General features: G+C 45.8%; 13 protein-coding genes. 6 read left to right on the top strand and 7 right to left on the bottom strand.

Annotated elements, in window-relative coordinates; genetic code table 11:
- Positions 1 to 2,302, top strand: a 2,302-nt coding sequence (locus tag A3G19_RS06585) for an HNH endonuclease (protein WP_294871388.1), incomplete at its 5' end; no start/stop codon positions are given.
- A gap of 3 nt (positions 2,303 to 2,305) precedes the next feature.
- Here the strand turns inward: A3G19_RS06585 and A3G19_RS06580 are convergent.
- The 7 genes from A3G19_RS06580 to A3G19_RS06550 all read right to left on the bottom strand — a co-directional run bounded on the left by A3G19_RS06580 (position 2,306) and on the right by A3G19_RS06550 (position 13,839).
- Positions 2,306 to 4,885 (bottom strand): chemotaxis protein CheW, encoded by a 2,580-nt coding sequence (locus tag A3G19_RS06580; protein ID WP_294871386.1) that lies wholly within the window; start codon positions 4,883 to 4,885, stop codon positions 2,306 to 2,308.
- Between the two features lie 175 nt (positions 4,886 to 5,060).
- Positions 5,061 to 6,497 carry a protein adenylyltransferase SelO gene (locus A3G19_RS06575; protein WP_294871383.1) on the bottom strand — a complete coding sequence of 479 codons (1,437 nt, stop codon included), beginning with the start codon at positions 6,495 to 6,497 and terminating at the stop codon, positions 5,061 to 5,063.
- Positions 6,498 to 6,558: 61 nt separating this feature from the next.
- Positions 6,559 to 8,328, bottom strand: coding sequence for a flagellar assembly protein A (locus tag A3G19_RS06570; protein ID WP_294871380.1), 1,770 nt, complete (start codon positions 8,326 to 8,328; stop codon positions 6,559 to 6,561).
- A 42-nt stretch (positions 8,329 to 8,370) separates the two neighbouring features.
- The gene (locus A3G19_RS06565; RefSeq protein ID WP_294871377.1) at positions 8,371 to 10,080 is read right to left on the bottom strand and encodes an efflux RND transporter permease subunit; all 1,710 of its coding nucleotides are present in this window, start codon (positions 10,078 to 10,080) and stop codon (positions 8,371 to 8,373) included.
- Positions 10,080 to 11,669, bottom strand: coding sequence for an efflux RND transporter permease subunit (locus A3G19_RS06560; RefSeq protein WP_294871375.1), 1,590 nt, complete (start codon positions 11,667 to 11,669; stop codon positions 10,080 to 10,082). The genes A3G19_RS06565 and A3G19_RS06560 overlap by 1 nt, the downstream gene beginning before the upstream one ends.
- A gap of 8 nt (positions 11,670 to 11,677) precedes the next feature.
- Positions 11,678 to 12,463, bottom strand: a complete 786-nt coding sequence (locus tag A3G19_RS06555) for an efflux RND transporter periplasmic adaptor subunit (protein WP_015653953.1) — start codon at positions 12,461 to 12,463, stop codon at positions 11,678 to 11,680.
- Positions 12,463 to 13,839 (bottom strand): TolC family protein, encoded by a 1,377-nt coding sequence (locus A3G19_RS06550; protein ID WP_294871372.1) that lies wholly within the window; start codon positions 13,837 to 13,839, stop codon positions 12,463 to 12,465. The genes A3G19_RS06555 and A3G19_RS06550 overlap by 1 nt, the downstream gene beginning before the upstream one ends.
- A gap of 201 nt (positions 13,840 to 14,040) precedes the next feature.
- Here A3G19_RS06550 and efp point away from each other — a divergent pair, with 201 nt between their 5' ends.
- The 5 genes from efp to dnaE all read left to right on the top strand — a co-directional run.
- A complete protein-coding gene (gene efp / locus A3G19_RS06545) occupies positions 14,041 to 14,607 on the top strand; it encodes an elongation factor P (RefSeq protein ID WP_294871369.1) in 567 nt (188 codons plus the stop codon).
- 127 nt (positions 14,608 to 14,734) lie between these two features.
- Positions 14,735 to 15,301: a DJ-1 family glyoxalase III gene (locus A3G19_RS06540; protein WP_294871366.1), complete on the top strand. Its 567-nt coding sequence runs from the start codon at positions 14,735 to 14,737 to the stop codon at positions 15,299 to 15,301.
- 121 nt (positions 15,302 to 15,422) lie between these two features.
- Positions 15,423 to 16,037 (top strand): DUF1566 domain-containing protein, encoded by a 615-nt coding sequence (locus A3G19_RS06535; protein WP_294871363.1) that lies wholly within the window; start codon positions 15,423 to 15,425, stop codon positions 16,035 to 16,037.
- Complete coding sequence (locus A3G19_RS06530; RefSeq protein ID WP_294871360.1) at positions 16,038 to 16,484, top strand: YaiI/YqxD family protein; 447 nt, start codon at positions 16,038 to 16,040, stop codon at positions 16,482 to 16,484.
- 60 nt (positions 16,485 to 16,544) lie between these two features.
- Positions 16,545 to 19,696, top strand: a 3,152-nt coding sequence (gene dnaE, locus A3G19_RS06525; RefSeq protein WP_294871357.1) for a DNA polymerase III subunit alpha, incomplete at its 3' end; no start/stop codon positions are given.

The raw sequence follows: 19,696 nt of genomic DNA, 5'->3' as shown, positions 1-19,696 counted from the left end.
CTGTGCGGGGGATATCGACCGTGAGGAAGTGAACCGTTATCTGGAGATCAAAAATCACCATCGTACCTCGATGAACGAGAAGCGTCTGCGGATCGATTACCAAAACGAACTCTTCGAGCGGATTTATCAGATACGCTCACTTCTCAGCCCCATCGAGTATCTCGATTTGGAGCGCTACCCTTATGCCTCCGAATCGCTGTGTATTCTTATCAACGTCATTATCGACCACGATGCGGGGATTATCGAGAAGATGAACCGTCCGACCTTTTTAGGGACGAATCGCTATATGTATCTGGGGAATAATGCGGCGGAGCAGTTGGGGATCATATCCCGCGATCATGATGAGATGACCCTTCTCAAACTGATCGATAAAACCTCCACGGCGATGGGGAAACGGCTGTTGCGTGAGCGACTTTTGAACCCTATCTGTGATGTGAAACTCCTCGAAGAGCGGTACGATTTGATCGATAAAATGGCTGAGCACATTGCGCCGTTGGAGACGAAGCTCAAAGAGGTTTACGATTTGGAGCGAATCTTGCGCCGTCTTAAACTGGGGAAACTTCATCCGTTTGAGCTGGCCTATTTTTACGCATCGCTGAGTGCGGCGGAATCATTATTTGCCGATGCCGACCGACTCAAAATTATTTATGATAAATCGAGTGCGCAGGAATGCGCTCATTGTGCTTCTGAACTCCGACGCATCTTCAATATCGAAGCGTGTGCGAAGTTTCGGCGGGATCAGATCGATGAGAACCTTTTTAATGAGGGGATTGATCCTTCCATCGATGCGCTCGAAGTGCTCCAAAATAATAACCTCACTAAGCTCAATACGATTATCGGACATATTGATACCTTTTTTGAGTCAGGGGGATCATACGCTTCTATCGGATGGCTGGAGAGCGAGGGGTATCATCTCCTTATGACCCGTAACCGCTATGTGAACGTCGAAGAGGCACTTCATAACAGCTTTTTTACGCTGGACAATCAGCATTACTTTTTTCGTGATTTTCAGGTGCGTAAACTCAAAACGGCGGTTAAACTCTCCTCTAGCCTCCTCGATGAACTCTCCATCGAAAATGCGGGGGCGAAATCGCGGATGATTGCGCAGGTCAAGGAGCGTTATCGTGAACACCTCGAAGAGATTGAACGGCGTTTTTCCCATGCGATAGAGCATTTGATTTCCTTTCTTGCCGTGGTGGATGTCAGTTTAAGCGGTGCAAAATGTGCGAAGCAATACCGCTATATCCGCCCTTCCATCGTTCCATCTCCTAAAGCGTTTATCGAGACGGTCGGGCTACGTCATCCTCTTATCGAATCGCGCGAAGAGAACGGTATTTTTATCCCGAACGATCTTTTCTTGGGAGCGGTAAGTCAGCATACCTATGAGGAGCATTCGACGATCGAGAACGGCGAGGATATCAAAGGGGTATTGTTGTACGGGATCAACTCCAGCGGGAAGTCGTCGTTGATGAAAAGTATCGGGCTATCCGTTGTGATGGCGCAGGGGGGATTTTTTGTTCCGTGCGCCATGATGCGTTTTTCTCCCGTCGATAAGCTTCTCACCCGTATCGTCTCCAAAGACAATCTTTACAAAGGGCTTTCGACATTTGCCGTAGAGATGCTGGAACTGCGTAATATCTTCAACCGTGCCACTGAGAATACCCTTGTTTTAGGGGATGAGATCAGTCACGGTACCGAAACCGAATCGGCGCTGGCTATCGTCGCGAGTGCCATTCTCAAACTCCGTGAGATCGGGAGTATGTTTATCTTTGCAACCCACCTTCATCAGCTCTCCTCTCTCGAAGAGATCAAAAAAGCGCAGGAAATCGTGCTGCTCCATCTGGGAGTCTATTACGATGAGGCGAGCGATAAGCTGGTGTATGACCGCAAGCTTAAAAGCGGAAGCGGCTCAACGCTGTACGGGTTGGAATTTGCCAAATCACTTCATATGGACGAGACTTTTTTGAAAAAGGCCTACGAGATCCGAGGACGGATTACCGACAAAGCGCATGATGCCTCGATGCTGAAACGGGAGAAAAAGAGCCGTTACAATAATAAACTCTTTTTGACCAAATGCGCATTGTGTGACGAAGCGGTTGATGAGGTGCACCATATCGTCCCTCAAGCCAATGCGGACGATGGCGGATCGATCGGACATTACGGGATGAATCACCGCTACAACCTCATTCCTCTGTGTTCCAAGCACCATCGCCTCGTCCATGAGGGGAAAATTGCCGTTCACGGATTTGTGATGAGTGAGGACGGTTTACGGCTCAGTTACAGTGAGGCTCCTGAACAATAACGCTTACGCCATCACTTTGTGAAGCGGGCGGGAGTAGGGCTGTATCAGCTGTCCGTAGATTTTCGGGATATCAAGGATCGAGATCATCTCGTTACCGAAATCTTCGGCATTATCGGGGATAATGACCGCTTTGGTCAGCGAGTTCTCATTTTTCAAAACGTTGCTGTAGTGGCTGATTGAACGCAATGGAATTTCAGGACTGCTGAAAATCGCATCGACGGCGAGCCCGAGATAAACGACTTGTTTTTCGATAACCGCTTTGACCAGAATGATTGTATCGCTCTCTTTATCGTATTTTTTCTCCATTCCGAGCAATTTTGCTAATGAAATCACACTCACCATCCGCTTATCGTAACTGATGACTCCCAGATTGTATTCACTGGCGTGCAGTATGGAGGTCAGCTCTTGATGTACGAGAGAACAGACGACATTTTTCGATTCGATTGCAAAAAGCGATCCGCTGACGAAAAAGGTTGAAATTTCGGATGTCTCTTCCGTTCCATTAGCCTTTGGATAGGTGTAAATGCGTTGAACCGGAGCTTCGGATTCAACGGCTTGGATCTCACCGACAGGGCGGTAGAGGAGGGCGATAATATCGTCTTTATAACCGTCACTTTGTTTGTACTCGCGGTATCCGTTTGAACAGGTAGCTCCGAGTGCGTAGTAGATTCCGTTATGAGGAAGAATTTGCGCATCGTTTTGCCCTGAACCAAGGTTTAAGAGTGAGTCAGGGAGGGTAAGAATCTCGCCGACGTGTATCTCATCGGTTGTTGAGGAGATGACACGTCCGTTGCGATCGATGAAAAGGGCAAACATCCCCTCGGGGATTTGGTGGTTTTCATCTTTGGGGAGCGTATCGTGTAACATCGCTGCAAATTGAGATTCTGAATCGAAAACGATACCGATTCCACCGACATTCTCTTCGTTAAAATTTCGGATACAGGCATTATAAATGTACGTCGAGCGGGTGTCATAATAGGGGCTTGGTTCAAACGGTGATACGACATACTCTTGCGTAGTATTGAGATTTAGGGTTTGGGATGCCCACGAATACCCGATTTTCTTTCCGATCATAGAGCTGTTATCAGGATTGGAAACAGAGACGATGTTCCCCTCGCGATCATAGAGAAAGATAGCGCTGTAAACGGTGTAGAGACCGTTGATGTAACCCAAGATCGAATTCATCTTATTTCGATTTTCATCGCTGATATTGGGGTGTGATAAACATTCACGAAAGGTCGTTGTCAATGCCCACCAGCGGCAGTCATTCGCCCGCTCATAAAGGTTGCGATCCATAATATCAATCGCGAGTGAGGACTGGAATTTTAACGCTTCAAGGTACTGGATCATCATAGCCGTATTGAGATTGGCGACCGTATGATCAAAAATCCGTTTGGTCTCTTCACCTGTTTTCGATATTTCAGAGAGAAGTGCTTTGGTAAAGGGGCTTTCATGTCCGATTGCATTGGCGATTTTGACATTGCCGTTCCAGACGGTGATATCGAGCTCGCTTTGGATTTTTTTGGCTTTGTTCAATATCTCTTTGAGCTCTTGCGGGAAAAAGGCTTTTGCATTTGTTACCGAATCAAAGAGGGTGTTCTTTTGAAATGAGGGGCGTGAAGAGGAACGAAAAGCCAAATGGATCGGTACCATTGCATGTCCGATCCACCCTGAACCGTTATACCCCTGATAGCCTGTGGTTTTTACCGATTTGTAGAGGTATTCAAAACCGGCGTAATAGGTTTGATGATCTTCATTATTACGTGGATTCAAATACGATCCTACCGGCACATGATGCGTAGATGTGGAGGCGATTACCTCGCCGTTAGAGCCTAGAAGTTCAAGGGCAATGTAGGGATTCTCACGGGTAAGCTTTTGAAAAATGCTTTGCAGCTCATTTTCGAACCGAAAAATCAGGCACAACACACCCATAGGTTCTTCGTTCTGCGGGTTACAGACGCGGTAAGAGTAGATGAGGGAGGGTTTGTGATGGGTGAGATCACTTGGTCGGTAGGTTTCGACATACCCTTGATAGGTACGCAGCGATTCTTGGAGCAGGGGATCTTTGGAAAAGGTAACCGGATTGGTATGATCGAGTTGTACGAGCACTTTTCCTTTGGTATCGAGGAGAATAATATTCTCATAGACGCTGTATTTGGCTACGTATTCTCTAAAGCGTTCGGTGAGGGCCTCTTTTTTCTTGATTTTAATTTCACGTATCTCCTCGGATGTGGAGAGATCGGTTGTCTGTAAAAAAAGAAGGTAGTCGCGAATGTCATCATCCGTTGCCAGAAAACCGATGTCGGCAGTACGCTCGAAAAGATTTCGGATCAGGATATCAATCGCTGTTTGGGCTTTGGATTCAAGTTCATTGAGGCTTTTGTTAAAGGTCTCTTCGATCAGACGTAACAGAGGCTCATCCAGTAAGTCTTCAAATGCTTTACGTGTTTCGCTGGTATCCATACCGATATTGGACATAGACCCCAGAAGGGTTAGTAAGTCCCATTTTCCTGAGAGGGTGTTCATGTTTTTTTCAAAATTTTGAACATCGCTCATATAGCTGATGAGGTGGTTGTGTTGCATAACGGTTCTTCTCCGAAAAAGGTTTTAGGTTGCACGGTGACAGTATAAAGAGCAATGAAAAAAAAATAGCCGGAGGATTGATCAAAAAATAATCACTTTTTATTACGTTGCAGAATGATTACAAAAGAGGTGATTACTTAATAGACTTTTTTGGAAATACGACTCAGGTTGTTCGTTACGATGAACAGCTGAGTTTGAGATTTTTATGTTCTGGAGGTGTAATGCCTGCATAACGGTCAAATAGTTCATGCTCGTCATACGGATTTTGAGCTAACTTCAAAAGATCATTCACAAGGCTAAAATCCCCTTTTTCTGCCGCCTCAATCGCTTCTTGGAGAATATAGTTTTTCAATATATATTTCGGATTGGTGCGGAGCATTTGTTGGTGGCGTTTTTCAACGGACGAGCTATTTAAGCTTAGCCGTTCATCGTACTGATCGAGCCATTCATTCAGCTGGTTCGGTGCGAGCGTGAGCGAAAGCAGTGTGTCACGATTTCCATCGTATCGGCTGAGGGTACGGAAAAACGGGGTCATGTCGATTCGTCCGTTTTCCATGAGGGTAAACAACGCTCTGAGCAGATCACTGTCATTTTCATGCGGTGTATCAAGCCCGAGCTTGGCACGTAAAAGCTCCATAAGTCGGGTGGTAAAATAATCGCCGTAACGGTCAAGTTCGGTTTTAAGTTTTTCGGGAGTGACGAGCGGTGAAAGAGCGTGGGCGAGACGCTCCAGATTCCAATAACCGATTCGGGGTTGATTGTTATAGCTGTATCTGCCTTGCGTATCGGTATGGTTGCAGATGTAATCGCTCTCAAAGGTATCCATAAAGGCAAAAGGACCATAATCGATAGTGATTCCGATAGCGGACATATTATCGGTGTTCATCACCCCGTGGTTAAACCCGACCGATTGCCACTGCGCTATCAGTTCTGCGGTTCGTTTGACGATTGAACCAAACATTGTGAGATAAGGATCTTCAACTCCGACAAACTCCGGAAACGATTCGTGAAGTAAAAAATCGGCTAATGTTTCGAGTTCTTTGTGCCGATTGGTATGAAAGAAATACTCAAAACTTCCAAACCGTATCCATGAGGGAGCGAGACGTAGAACAATGGCTCCGTGTTCCCATCTCTCACGTGCCACTTTTTCATCGGAACTGATAATTGCTAATGCTCGGCTGGTCGGAATTCCAAGCCCGTACATCGCTTCACTCATCAAATACTCGCGAATTGAAGAACGCAATACGGCACGTCCGTCGCCTTGACGGGAGTAGCGGGTCTGCCCTGAACCTTTAAGTTGAAGATTCCACCCTTTTACAGAGCCTAGATTAATGGCACGACCGTCTCCGAGACGCTGTACGTAATAGCCGAACTGATGGCCCGCATAGCACATGGCGTAGGGGCGTGAGCCTTTGAACTGGAGCGTTCCGTTGAGAAGTTTTTCAAGCTCTGTAAGATTGAGATCGTTGGGATCAAGCCCCAAAAGCTTTATCGCTTCAAGATTGTGGCTGACAAGTTTTGGGTTTTTGAGAGGAGCCGGAGCGACTTCATGATAGAAAATCGGATCAAGGGATAAATAGGGAGTGCTAAGGGTTAGGTTTGATAATTTCATGAGAGAGTTTTACCGCAAAAAGGTAAAACTCTCTCATGAAGAGAAAAGCAATTTAATTTTTTTAGGATTCTAATAGTATTTTTTTCTCATCACCCTCTTGGCGAAGTCGAATATGCGTTACTTTTCCCTCCGGAGTTATACCGTATTCTTGACGGGTTTTAGGATCGATAAAAACGATCCGATTTTTTCCGTTATAGATACCGTGATGCGTTACTACGGCATGTAAATCGGCTGCGTAAAGTTTATTCAGTTCATCTTTCAGGGCAATGAGATGTTCTTCGGAGAGCTTAATATCCTCATGCGATTTTTTAAGAGTTTCTGCTTCGATTTTGTACTGTTGCAGACGGATAAGATCGGCCTTCATCGATTCAGTTCCGTTTTTCTGTGCATTAATAACGCGTTGCTGTATCTGTTTGATGCGGCTGTTTTTTTCTTTAAATGAGAGTTGACGGTTTGCAAACTCTTTACTCTCCATCTGAATACGGGAGACTTTGTCCCGAATATCAATCTCTAGGGCAGAAATCTTATCCTGATAACATTCGATACTGTGGGGATCGATGATGAGCTTATTTCCTTCCCCTTCAATCGTCCCGATAGTGATCGATTCGAGAGCCGTAATACGGGCATTGGAATAGAGGATATCGATATGAATTTCACGAGCAGTAAGTTCTCCTCCTACCATTTTTTTTACCCGTACGATATCGGCTTCGACTTTTCCGCTTTCTAAGATATCAATGTTGGCTTCTTTGGCGGTAAGATTGCCGCGATGAAGATGGATATTGGCCACTTCGGTAACATTGATATGAGAATTGCGATGGGTTTGCGCTCCGATATTCACTTCGCAAGCCTGAATTTTTGAATTTCCGCCGACGGTACCGCTCACATCGAGTTTTTGAACATCGATTGTAACGCCAGAACCGATCGAATCTTCGTTGGATTCATTACGTTTGATTTTTAGAGAAATCTCTTTTTCTAAGCCTGTTTCAATGGAACCGGTTTTTTTGAAACTTGCACTTTCGATATGGAGCTCTTGGGAAACGGTAAAAGTGCCTTTTTTACGTTCTACAAAACCTGAAACACTGGCGTAAAAACGGATACTGCTTGCATCCTCTTCGCTGTAGATCGTCTCTTCATTGATAACGATATACGAGGCGTATTTAACTTTCGGTTCGGGTACTTCGATGAAACTTCCATCACATCCCCGTCCGTCGCGTCCATGTTTAGGGAAAATATATTCAAAAATCAATTCTCCCGGCTGAACCCCTTCAATAAAACTTTTTGATTCTTTGTTTTGTTTAAAATGGAGAATAATTTTATCGTCAATCGGGAGAACAGGAGGGAAAAATTCTCCGATGGGAAGTTTATAGTGAGCGCTCAGCGGTCCCTCTTTTTGGATTTTTAACAGAAGACGGTTAATCTCACGATCAAGATTACCATCATAGAGTCCGACAAGAAACTCATGACGGAGCATTTTAGCTCTTATTGCCTCTTTCAGCCACTCTTGAACCCCTTTTTTTAGGGGAATTTTGGAAGAGGGCTCGATGATGGCAACAACTTTGGATTTGGATTTGTCGGTTGCGAGAGAAAAACGTAAATCGAGATAAGGGTGCGCTTTGTATTCATGAATGCGGATTTGATACTCTTGTCGAATGATAAAAATCTTTGAACGGATTTCACTTTCAGTGGTACGATCTAAAAGAATACAATCGCGAAGATTTTGCCAATCTTCGTCAATGGTCCCTTTGAAATAGGTTTCATAGGAGAGGAGATCAAAGTCAAGATCATCCGCAGGGATACCCTGAGCATTCGCAGTCTGAAGCAAATCAGCCATAACATTAGTAGATGTCTGAATGATTGGGGTAAACACGGTTTCTTAGGGCTCCATTATCGAGACCGCTTTACGCTCATGAAAATTGAAATGACGTTCCAATTCAGAGTTATGAATCAGAACCGGTACAACAATGAGCGACGCGATGACTGCTGCTATTGTACCAAAAATAAGAGAAACTCCAAGCCCTCCAAATACGGCATCACTGGCTAAAAGGGTCGATGCGAGGATGATGGCGGCTGCGGTCAGGAAAATCGGTTTTGCACGCGTTGCGGTAGCATAGGCGATCGCCTCTTTTTTATGCATCCCTTTATCAACCATCAGCGATTTGGTAAAATCGATCAAGAGCAGTGAATTCCGAGAACTGATACCGATCAAGGCAATAAAGCCGATGAGTGACGTCGCCGTGAGGAAGAAGGTATCCGCCGTAAAGATATCCATAATCAAGTGACCGAAAAGAACGCCGATGATGGAGAGGAAACTTCCGAGCAATACGATACCGCTGAGGATAAAACTTTTGTAGTAAATCACCATCAGCAAGAAAATAAGGATCAGTGCCGCGATGAAAGCACCGCCAAGATCGACAAACGTATCGAGGGTGACTTCCATTTCGCCATCCCACAACAACTCATAGCGCTCCGCAGTTTTTTTATCAATCAGTTCGAGATTGAAGAGACCGATTTTATGAATTTCGTATTCATCGCTAAACGTGTCCAAAATCATGTTGCGGGCATCCATCAAAGGATAGACTTGTGAAACCATGTCGGTTTCAGCGACGACATTGGTCATTTGATGAAGATCTTTTGACATAATCATCGGATTGGATTTAACCGCAACGATATCGACAACCTCGGTGATCGGTACCATCATCCCCATGCCGTTGAGGAGGGTGAGAGAGGAGAGTTTCATCTCAATGGCACGTTGATCACGTGATGCGAATTTCTTTCCCTCAGGGGTCAAGGTCAAGAAAATTGGGATTTGATCGGTTGCATTTTGGGAGTTCTTAACCGCTATTCCCATCCCCTCAAAGGCTAGATAGAGGATGTCGTTGACATGTTTGACATCAAGGGCTGAACGGGTGATTTTGTCACTGTTTACACGAACCTCAAATTTATCGTAAATCTCATCTTGCATAATATCGATATCCACTAAACCTTCGGTTTTTTGGAATACCCCTTCGATACGTGTACTTAAATGACGTACACCGGCAGTGTTGTTCCCGTACACTTCGGCAACGATAGCCGCCATTGTCGGAGGACCGGCCGGTGGTTCGACAAATTTAATATTGGTCTGAGGATAGAGATTGCCGCACTCTTTTTGGACTATCGGGCGTAGACGCTGAACCATCATATAAGAGGGTTCGTCACGGTCATGTTTTTTGGTAAGATTGATAACGATTTCGGCAACATTTTCACTGTTTTTGAAATGCGATCCTTTGATGAGTCCTGCAAAATCCAGAGGTGACCCTGTCCCTAAAAAGACCTCGGCGTCAAGTGCTTCTTTCTCATGCTGTAAAATACCGATTGTACAATCGGTCACACTGCGGGTTTGCTCGATTGAGCTTCCGTTGGCCAAATCGACATAGATACTGTAGGTATCATTGTTTTTACCCGGCAGCATTTTGGCTAAAACCAGTTCGCTCGGGATGAGCGCAACGGCGAGGATGAATGCGATCAATGTACCCCATAAAACCTGCTTTTTCTTCGATGGTGAAGAGAGAAGGGCGAGGAGATAGTTTTCAAATTTTTTATACATCAGTGAGTCTCTCCGTGGTGTTCGGGTTTTTTGAGCAATCGTATTGCTAAATACGGGGTAAAGATATAGGCAACAAAAAGTGATGCGACGAGAGCAACAGGGACATTGGCCGGAATCGGTTTCATAAACTGACCCATCATTTGTCCCACAAACGCCATCGGTACCATCGTAAGAATAATGGCCAGTGTCGCGATATTCGTCGGTGCTCCGATCTCATCGGTTGCTTCGATCATCAACTCATCGGCATCTCTCTCGTGCGCTCCCGGTGCATGAAAATGGCGGTGAATATTTTCGATAACGATGATCGCCGCATCGACGAGAAGCCCAAGACTCAGTAAAAATGCAAAGAGGGTGATACGATTGACGGTTTGTCCTGTGATGTAAGCGATAAAGAGGGTGATCGCCAAGATCGCCGGAACCGTAAAAGTTACGATCAACGATTCACGCCACCCCAATACAAAGATGAGCAAAATTGCGATAATGACGATGGATAGGAGGAGGTGAAAAACGAGTTCATTAACCGCTTCATTGGCACGTTCACCGTCATTTCGGGTAATAACGTAGTTGATCCCCTGCGCGGCCATTTGCTCTTTGTATTTTTCGAGTTCTTCTTTAACCGCGTCGGCGATAATCACCGCATTGGTCCCTTGGAGTTTGGAGACGGTGAGGGTGATTTGATCTTTGAGCGGTGAGAATTTGCCATCTTCCCCTTTTACGGTGACGAGAGCTGATTTGAAATTTTGGATATCGCTTCCCGCAGTGATCGTAGCGACATCCCGCAGATAGATCGCCGATCCGCCGTATTGGGCAACGATGATATTGCCGACGTCTTCGACACTCTCTATCGCGTTGCGCACTCCGATCATGACGATTTCATTGCTTTGCGTTTTTCCTTTGATCTCAGGTACGTTATAGGCAAGGGACTGTGTTGCCATGACGATTTGTCCGAGTGATAGGTTATAGCCGCTGAGACGGTTCATATCGACCAATACGTTGTATTGATGTTTTTTGGCTCCCCGAATATCGGTAACGGCGACGTTAGGGAGTCCATTAATGTGGTGTTGAATCTCTTTGACATGATCGTAAAGGAGCGTCGGGTCCATTTTCGGATTATTGGAATAAAAAGCGACGGAGACAATCGGGATATCAACATCGATATCGAGCGGTTTAATGATGGGCTGCATGGCACCTTTTGGGAGGATGCTCATATTCTGCATAATTTTGTCATAGATTTTGAGGTTGGAGTCCTCTTTGGCTTCACCGATATAAAATGCGGCGTTGATGACGGCTACATTATCCATCGCCATACCGTGAATATGTTCGATCCCCTTAACCTCTTTGAGTTTGCGCTCTAGAGGTTTAACGATGACATTTTCGACTTCACTGGCGGTAGCACCCGGGAGGGCGATAATGACGGTGGAACCGCTGACGACCATTTGCGGGTTCTCTTCACGAGGCATGAGCATAAGGGCCATATAACCGATAACAAGGAGAAAAATCCCCAAAATCGGGGTGAGGGGATTACGTAAAAATCCCTTGGCAAGTTTTCCGGCAGAATCGGTAGGTTGGTAGGAGTGAGGGGCGTGCATCAGGATTCCTATTCGATTTCAATGGTGGCGTACATTCCGGGATAAACCGTTTGTCTAGCACTGAACGATACTTTAATTTTAAACGTGTGCGTCATCGGATTGGAGCTTGGGATGATGGCACTCACTTTTCCGATTCCGATGAAACCTACCGATGGAACGGATACTTTGACTCTTTTTCCAACAGGAACAAGTTTGAGATTATTTTCGGCGACTTCGACTTCGATTTTGAGAGCGTTCAAATCAGAGAGTACGATTGCCGGCATTCCCGGCATTGCCATTTCACCTACTTTGATATTTTTGGCAACGACGACACCGCTGTTGGGTGCGGTGATACGGAGATAGTTGTATTGGTTATCGACCTCTTTGAGACGTGCTTTGGCCTGATTGACTTGACGTTCACCGATATGGATCATGTTCTGGAGATTCTTTTTCGAGAGTTCGAGGTTTTCGACCTCGAATTTGCTCACCATGTCCTGAGCCAAAAGACGTTTGTTACGCTCTAAGTTCAGTTCCAAATTGGCGTATTGGTTTTGGTACATCTGAAGGGAAAGTTCCGCTTGGGCAATTCCGAGTTCCACTTGGGTTTTTGCCGAATCGATCTCTTTGGAATCGATGGTATAGAGGAGCTGTCCTTTGGAAACGCGTGAACCCTCAGAGACATTAACACTGGTGACAAATCCCATATTACGGCTGGTGATCATTTTTTGGTTATCGCTGATAACACTTCCTGAGAGGCTAAGTCCTGCGGCACTGAGGGTGGCTGAGAGTGCGAGTGTCGTGATCCAAAATTTCATTATTTTACTCCGTTACTAAGTTTTTCGAGGGCGAAGATACGCTCGTTTCGTTTGTTTTTGACCATTTGAAGGTTGAGAACTTTTTCAATCTGTTGCGATTGTTTAATAATTACATCGGACATTGATACGAGGTGTTCATGGTAACGCCCCTCATAGTTTTTATAGATTTGATCTGCTAACTCCTGCTCTTTTTCCAAGCTTTTGACTTGTGTATTTAAGCTTTCGATTTCGGTACGGATTTTGTCATATTGTAACGCAATTCCTTTTTTAGCGAGTTCAACCTGCGTAGAGGTTTTAAGCTTTTCAATTCGGGCTTTCTCTAGGGAGTATTTATCCACTCCTCCGTTAAAGAGATTCCAGCTGAGGCGTGCACCGATTGTGTAGCCTTTGTGATCGCTAAAATCACCTAAAAAAGTATTATCAGCAGTTGAAGCTTCGGCAAAAGCCCCGATTACGGGGAGAAACGGTGCGTAGGCGAGATCAACCATCTTTTCACGTATCTCTAAGCCGTTGTTTGCTTTTTGCAAATCGGTATTGTTGGCCAAAATGTCCGCTTCACTGAGCGCTGACGTAGGATAATCGTTTCGAGGAAGTTCAATTTCGCTAACATGTTCGTTAAGGAGAAAACTGAGATAGTGATAGAGGAGTTTTTTGTTGGCTTCCATCTCGATGATACTGCGATCTACGTTTGCTTTACGCGCTTCCACTTCGAGAAGATCGACTTTTTTGGCATATCCCTCTTGGATCATCATATTTGTCGTCCGCTCTAACGTCGAGATATTTTTATGGATTGTTTGCATATGGTCGATGGAGTTTTGCAAGAGTGCCATATCGTAATAGCTTTTACGCAATTCGTACCGTTTCTCGGTTTTCATCTGATCAGCGTCGAGTTTTTTGATGCTTTCCATTTTTTCGCTGATATCGCCATACGCACTTAGTTTGCCGCCGGTGTAGAGGGGAACCATATAGGTGAGTTTGCTTTGAAAATAGTTTTGATACCCTGGGTAGTTAAGGTCTTTAGGTTGAATTGCTAATAATTGAGCATTGTTAGAACCTATTAATCCCATATTATTTAAGAAATCGTTAAATCCGAAATCTCCAAAATCCGCTTCCCGTGAACTGAGTTTGAATCCGAATACATTTCCCGCATCGTTTGAACGCATAGCATTTTGGGTAAAGTCCAAAGAGCCGTAGTTGTACCCTTTTGCGATGGAAGTATCGCTCTGTGCACTTTGCAGATCGAGATTGGCCGTTTTGATTTCAAGGTTGTTATTGTCTAAAATTTCCAGTGCTGCAGGGAGCGATAGCCCAGCTGCCATGAGGTGGCATGAACCAATGAAGAGCGAAGCGCTGAAAATACGTGAAAGGTTTGTCATAAACAGGATTCCTTATGATGTATTTGTAGTTATAATCAATCGTATAAGGTTTATTATACACATGAACGAATTTAATAGAGCTAAAAACCCTCAAAACAAAGCGGATTTAAGAGTAAAGATCATACCATAAGTTACATCGGGTTTGAATTTCGTTCCACTTTCGGGTAAAATTCGCCCAATATAAGATCAAAAAGGCTTTTCATGGCAACAATCGGTATGGGTGATATCAAAAAAGGTGTACGTTTGGAGATTACGGGTGTTCCGTATAAAGTTGTCGAGTTCCAACACGTTAAACCGGGTAAAGGGGCGGCGTTCGTCCGTTGTAAAGTAAAGAGTTTCCTCAACGGTAAAGTGATCGAAAAAACGATCCATGCGGGGGATAAATTCGAAGTGCCTAACTTGGTTCATACAACGATGCAGTTTTTGTACGATGATGGCGAAATGCTTCAGTTTATGGATAACGAAAGCTATGAACAGCTTGGTCTAACCTACGATCAATGTGAAGATGCGATGAAATGGATCAAAGACGGTACCAGCGTTCAAATGATCTTCCACAACGGTAACGCGATCAGTGTTGAAGCACCGGAAATCATGGAACTCAAAATCGTAGAAACTCCACCGAACTTTAAAGGTGACACGTCAAGCGGTTCTAAAAAACCGGCTACTTTGGAAACGGGCGCAGTTGTCCAAGTTCCTTACCATGTACTTGAGGGTGACATCATTCGTGTTAACACCGTTGAGGGTGAATACATGGAGAAAGTAAAATAATCTTTCTCTCTCCCGATTTTTCGGGAGCAAACTTCTTTTTCTCTTTTTTCTAAATCAAATCATTAATTCTTATTTTTATATTAGTAGGTACAATGATTACATTAATTCTCACTATCTGGAGTTACCTATGCTAAAAGTTTTAGTCCCTATTGCAACAGGTTTTGAAGAGATCGAGGCGATCAGTATTATCGATGTTTTGCGCCGTGCGGGAATTGAGGTAATTATGGGGGCTTTGGATGAGGTTCTTCATGTCAAAGGTGCCCACGATATCATTGTCGAGTGTAACCGATCCATCACAGGCTTAAGCGCTGATGAACTCGATATGATCGTACTTCCCGGAGGATGGGGCGGAACGAAAGCTCTTGCACAGGATGCAGGGGTTCAAAATCTCCTCAAAGCGATGGACGCAAAAGGTAAAAATATCGGAGCGATTTGTGCCGCTCCGTTTGCTCTGGAGAGTGCCGGGGTGCTTAAAGAGGGGTACACCTGCTATCCGAGTATTGAAAATGAGATAAAAACAGGCGGGTTTAGAGGTGCGGAGCATGCGGTTGTCGAAAGTGGTAATATTATGACCTCACGCGGACCGGGAACGGCTATCTGTTTTGGTCTTGCTATCGTTAAAAAACTGGTTGGAAATGAAACCTATGAAAGGTTGAAGAGTGGATTGCTCGCCGATTACTGTGCGTCGAATTAGTTTTTTTCTCCCGTTACTCTCCACTTTGGCATGGGGTGAGGTTCATGTATCTAAGAGCGAATCTTATTCTCAAGAACAAGCCCATGAGTATTGCCGAAATTTAGGTTCTTCTTGGAGGCAGATGTCGATACAAGAGCTTTTTTTTCTCTCTAACTCTGCGCTTTTTAGTGAAAATTTTAGTTATTGGTCCTCCAATCGAGCTCCTTCGGACAATACGGAAATAGGGACGGGAAGTGAAGGTGATGGAGGGATTATCGCGATGGTTGGGTACAGCTTTTATCCCAAAGAGCGTAATATTACCCTCTCACCCCCAAGAAAAAAAATTGCCGCTGCGTGTACGAACACACCTGAAAAGAAACCCTCTCAAAATTATCGGTTAACACCCAAGGGGGTAGAAGATAAAAACACTGCTCTTTTATGGCATTCACTGGAAACTACCGACAAACGGGCTAAATATACGTATGAGTTAGCCCAAGAGCAGTGTAATAACCTCACTTTGGGCGCTCGAACATGGCGTTTGCCGACTACGGATGAGCTGTATGGTATCGTCGATTACACCTATTTTCGTCCGAGTGTGGATATGAAATATTTTGGGGCGATGATGCATCGTTACTATTGGACAAGCGATACGTTGAATGAGCGTGAAGCGTATGTCGTAGGGTTTAAGCTCGGTTCCGTAGCTACGGTTAGCAAAACAGAATCGGCATACGTACGCTGTGTAAGTGATTTGAATTAGATGAAAATACTTGTTGATGCCGATGCCTTTCCTAATGCTCTGAAAGAGATACTTCTTCGTGCGGTTCTCAAACGTCAAATTACGACTATTTTTATCGCCAACAAACGAATCGGCATCCCCGATGCTCACCATGTTTCGATGGAGGTAGTAGCACAGGGCCCTGATGAAGCCGATCACCGCATTGCCGAACTGTGCGAAGCGTGTGATATCGTCATCACCGCCGATATTCCTCTCGCCGATCGTATCGTTACGAAAGGTTCAGTCGGACTCGATCCGCGCGGAACGATTTACGATGAGAACAACATCAAACACCTCCTCGCAATGCGTAATCTGATGGAAGAACTGCGCAATAACGGAGAGATCACCGGAGGGCCTAGTGCTATCGGGGAAAAAACGGTTCGAGCGTTTGCCGACGGGTTGAATAAGCTGCTCTCTAAACGGCTGTAAAAGCTCCCTTTTACCCTTTAGACATTATAATCTACTACTTTTTTTCAAGGCACTTTTTTTATGAGCACAGTCCCCCCTTTTACCCATCTCCATCTCCATACCGAATACTCTCTTCTGGATGGTGCGAACAAAATTTCTGCACTCGCCTCTCGCGTTAAAGAGCTGGGGATGACCTCGGTCGCGATGAGCGATCACGGGAATATGTTCGGGGCGATCGATTTTTATCAACAGATGAGAGGGGCGGGACTCAAACCGATCATCGGGATGGAGGCGTACATCCATAACGGCGAGGATTTGGGGGACAAGACGATCAAACAGCGTTTTCACGTTTGTTTGTTTGCCAAAAACGAAGCGGGTTATAAAAACCTCATGTACCTCTCTTCCCAAGCCTATATCAACGGCTTTTACTACTTTCCCCGTATCAACAAACAGCTCCTTCGCGAGAACTGCGAGGGGATCATTTGTACCTCCGCGTGTTTGCAAGGAGAGGTGAACTGGCATCTCAACACTATCAATGAACGTAACGTCAAAAACGGGGCGTTAGGATACGATGAGGCGAAGCGGATCGCATTAGAGTATAAGGAAATTTTCGGGGATGATTTTTATATGGAGATCATGCGCCACGGGATTAGCGATCAGCTTTTTATCGATGAACAGGTGATTAAAATCTCCCAAGAGACGAAGATAAAACTGATCGCCACCAACGACACCCACTACACCTATGCAGGTGATGCGCAGTACCACGAAGCGTTCATGTGTATCGGGATGAATAAACTCTACGATGACCCCAAGCGTATGCGCCACTCCGTCCATGAGTTTTACATCAAATCGCCCGAGCAGATGGCACGACTTTTCGCCGATATCCCCGAAGCGCTCTATAACACCCAAGAGATCGTCGATAAGTGCCAGTTGGAACTCAAACTGGGGAATCCGACCCCGCCGAATTTTAAATTTACGACCGAATACGCCCTCGAAGAGGGGATGAATATCGAAGAGGATTCGGAGTATTTTATTCACCGCTGCCGTATCGGTCTCGAAGAGCGTCTGATCCACGTTCCCTCAGCGCGTCATACCGAGTATCGTGAGCGGTTAGAGTTCGAGATGCAGGTCATCAATCAGATGAAATTCCCCGGCTATATGCTCATCGTTTGGGATTTTGTCCGTGAAGCAAAACGGATGGGGATTGCCGTAGGACCCGGGCGGGGATCGGCGGCGGGGAGCCTCGTTGCTTACAGCCTAGAGATTACCGACATCGACCCGATGAAATACGACCTCCTTTTCGAGCGTTTTCTCAATCCGGAACGGGTATCAATGCCCGATATCGATATGGACTTTATGCAGGCGCGTCGCGGTGAGATTATCGATTATGTCGTCCGCAAATACGGGCGGGAGCAGGTGGCGCAGATCATCACGTTCGGTTCGCTGTTAGCCAAAGGGGTTATTCGCGACGTTGCGCGGGTTTTGGAGATGCCGCTCTCCCAAGCCGACATGATGGCAAAACTGATCCCCGATGAGCTGGGGATCACCCTCAACGGTAAAACCAAAGGGGGGGAGTTCAAACCCGGAGCCTTCCAAAAAGAGCCGAAGATTGCGGAACTGATTGAAAGCGATGCGGCAGCCATGCGTGTATGGGAGTTCAGCAAAAAACTCGAAGGGCTAAAACGCAATGCGGGGATGCACGCGGCGGGAGTTGTTATCTCGAATGAGCCGCTCTGGAAAAAAACTCCGATTTATAAGCCCTCCGGTGAGGAGACATTCGTCACCCAGTACTCGCTCAACTACCTCGAAGATATCGACCTGATCAAATTCGACTTCTTGGGACTTAAAACCCTCGACGTTATCGATAATGCGATCAAACTGATCAAAAAACGGTACGACGTAGTGGTCAACTGGCACACCATCGATGAGAATGACCCGAAAGTCTATGAGATTATCCAAAGCGGTGACACCATCGGGATGTTCCAGATCGAGAGTTCGGGGATGCAGGATTTGAACAAACGGCTCAAACCCAGTGTGTTCGAGGACTTGATTGCGGTACTCGCCCTCTATCGTCCGGGACCGATGGAATCGGGGATGCTCGATGACTTTATCGAACGAAAACACGGTCGTCAGGCGATTACCTACGTGTTCCCTGCACTGGAGCCGATTCTAAAACCGACCTACGGGGTTATTGTCTACCAAGAGCAGGTTATGCAGATCGTTCAAACCATCGGGGGGATGAGTCTCGGCGGTGCGGACATCGTTCGTCGTGCGATGGGTAAGAAAAAACTCGAAGAGATGCAAAAATACAACCGTGAGTTTAGTGAAGGGGCGCAAAAGCAGGGACTAGACTACCAAAAAGCCTCTGAACTTTTCGATCTGATCGAAAAATTCGCCGGATACGGGTTCAACAAATCCCACTCGGCGGCGTATGCGATGGTCACCTTCCAAACCGCATGGCTCAAAACCTATTATCCGCAAGAGTTCATGGCGGCATTGCTCACGTCGGAGAAAGACAACACCGACAAGGTTGTCAAATACATCGACGAAGCCAAGCGGATGAAAATCTTCCTCGGCGCTCCCGATATCAACCACTCCCAGCTCGAATTTTCCGCGATCAACAAAGACGATCAAGATCAAATTCTCTTTGGTCTTGGGGCGATTAAAGGGGTCGGTGAAGCGGCGGTCGAATCGATCCTCGAAGCACGCGCCGAGGGTGAATTCAAAGATATCCAAGACTTCATCAATCGCATCGAGCCACAAAAGGTCAACAAGCGGGTGATCGAGTGCATCATCAAAGCGGGGGGATTGGATCACTTCGGATACTCACGCCGCGCGCTCTTAGAGCAGGTTGAAACCCTAGTCGAAACAGCGAAAAAAGGCTCATCCCTGAAAAAAGATGCCCAGTTCAGCCTTTTCGGAGATGATGAAGAGGTGACAGCCGTCGAACTGAGCCTCAAAAACATGGACGAGTTTGACCTCAAAACACTCCTCGATTTCGAGAAAGATACCTTGGGCTTCTACGTCTCCGGTCACCCCCTCGACAACTTCCGCGATCAAATCGACGCGATCAACTATACCCTCTCCTCTGAGGTAGAAAACATCGAGGACGGCTCCAGTGCGATCTTCATCGGTAAAGTCGAAACGATCACGAAAAAGATGTCGAAAAAAGGGTCGATGTTCGGTCTAGTGAGCCTGATGGACTTCCACGGCAATATCGAAGTGATGCTCTT

The sequence above is a fragment of the Sulfuricurvum sp. RIFCSPLOWO2_12_FULL_43_24 genome (assembly GCF_001829605.1).
Taxonomy (GTDB): Bacteria; Campylobacterota; Campylobacteria; order Campylobacterales; family Sulfurimonadaceae; genus Sulfuricurvum.
Note: the sequence above shows the minus strand (reverse complement) of the source record. Positions and strands in the feature narration are given on the sequence as shown.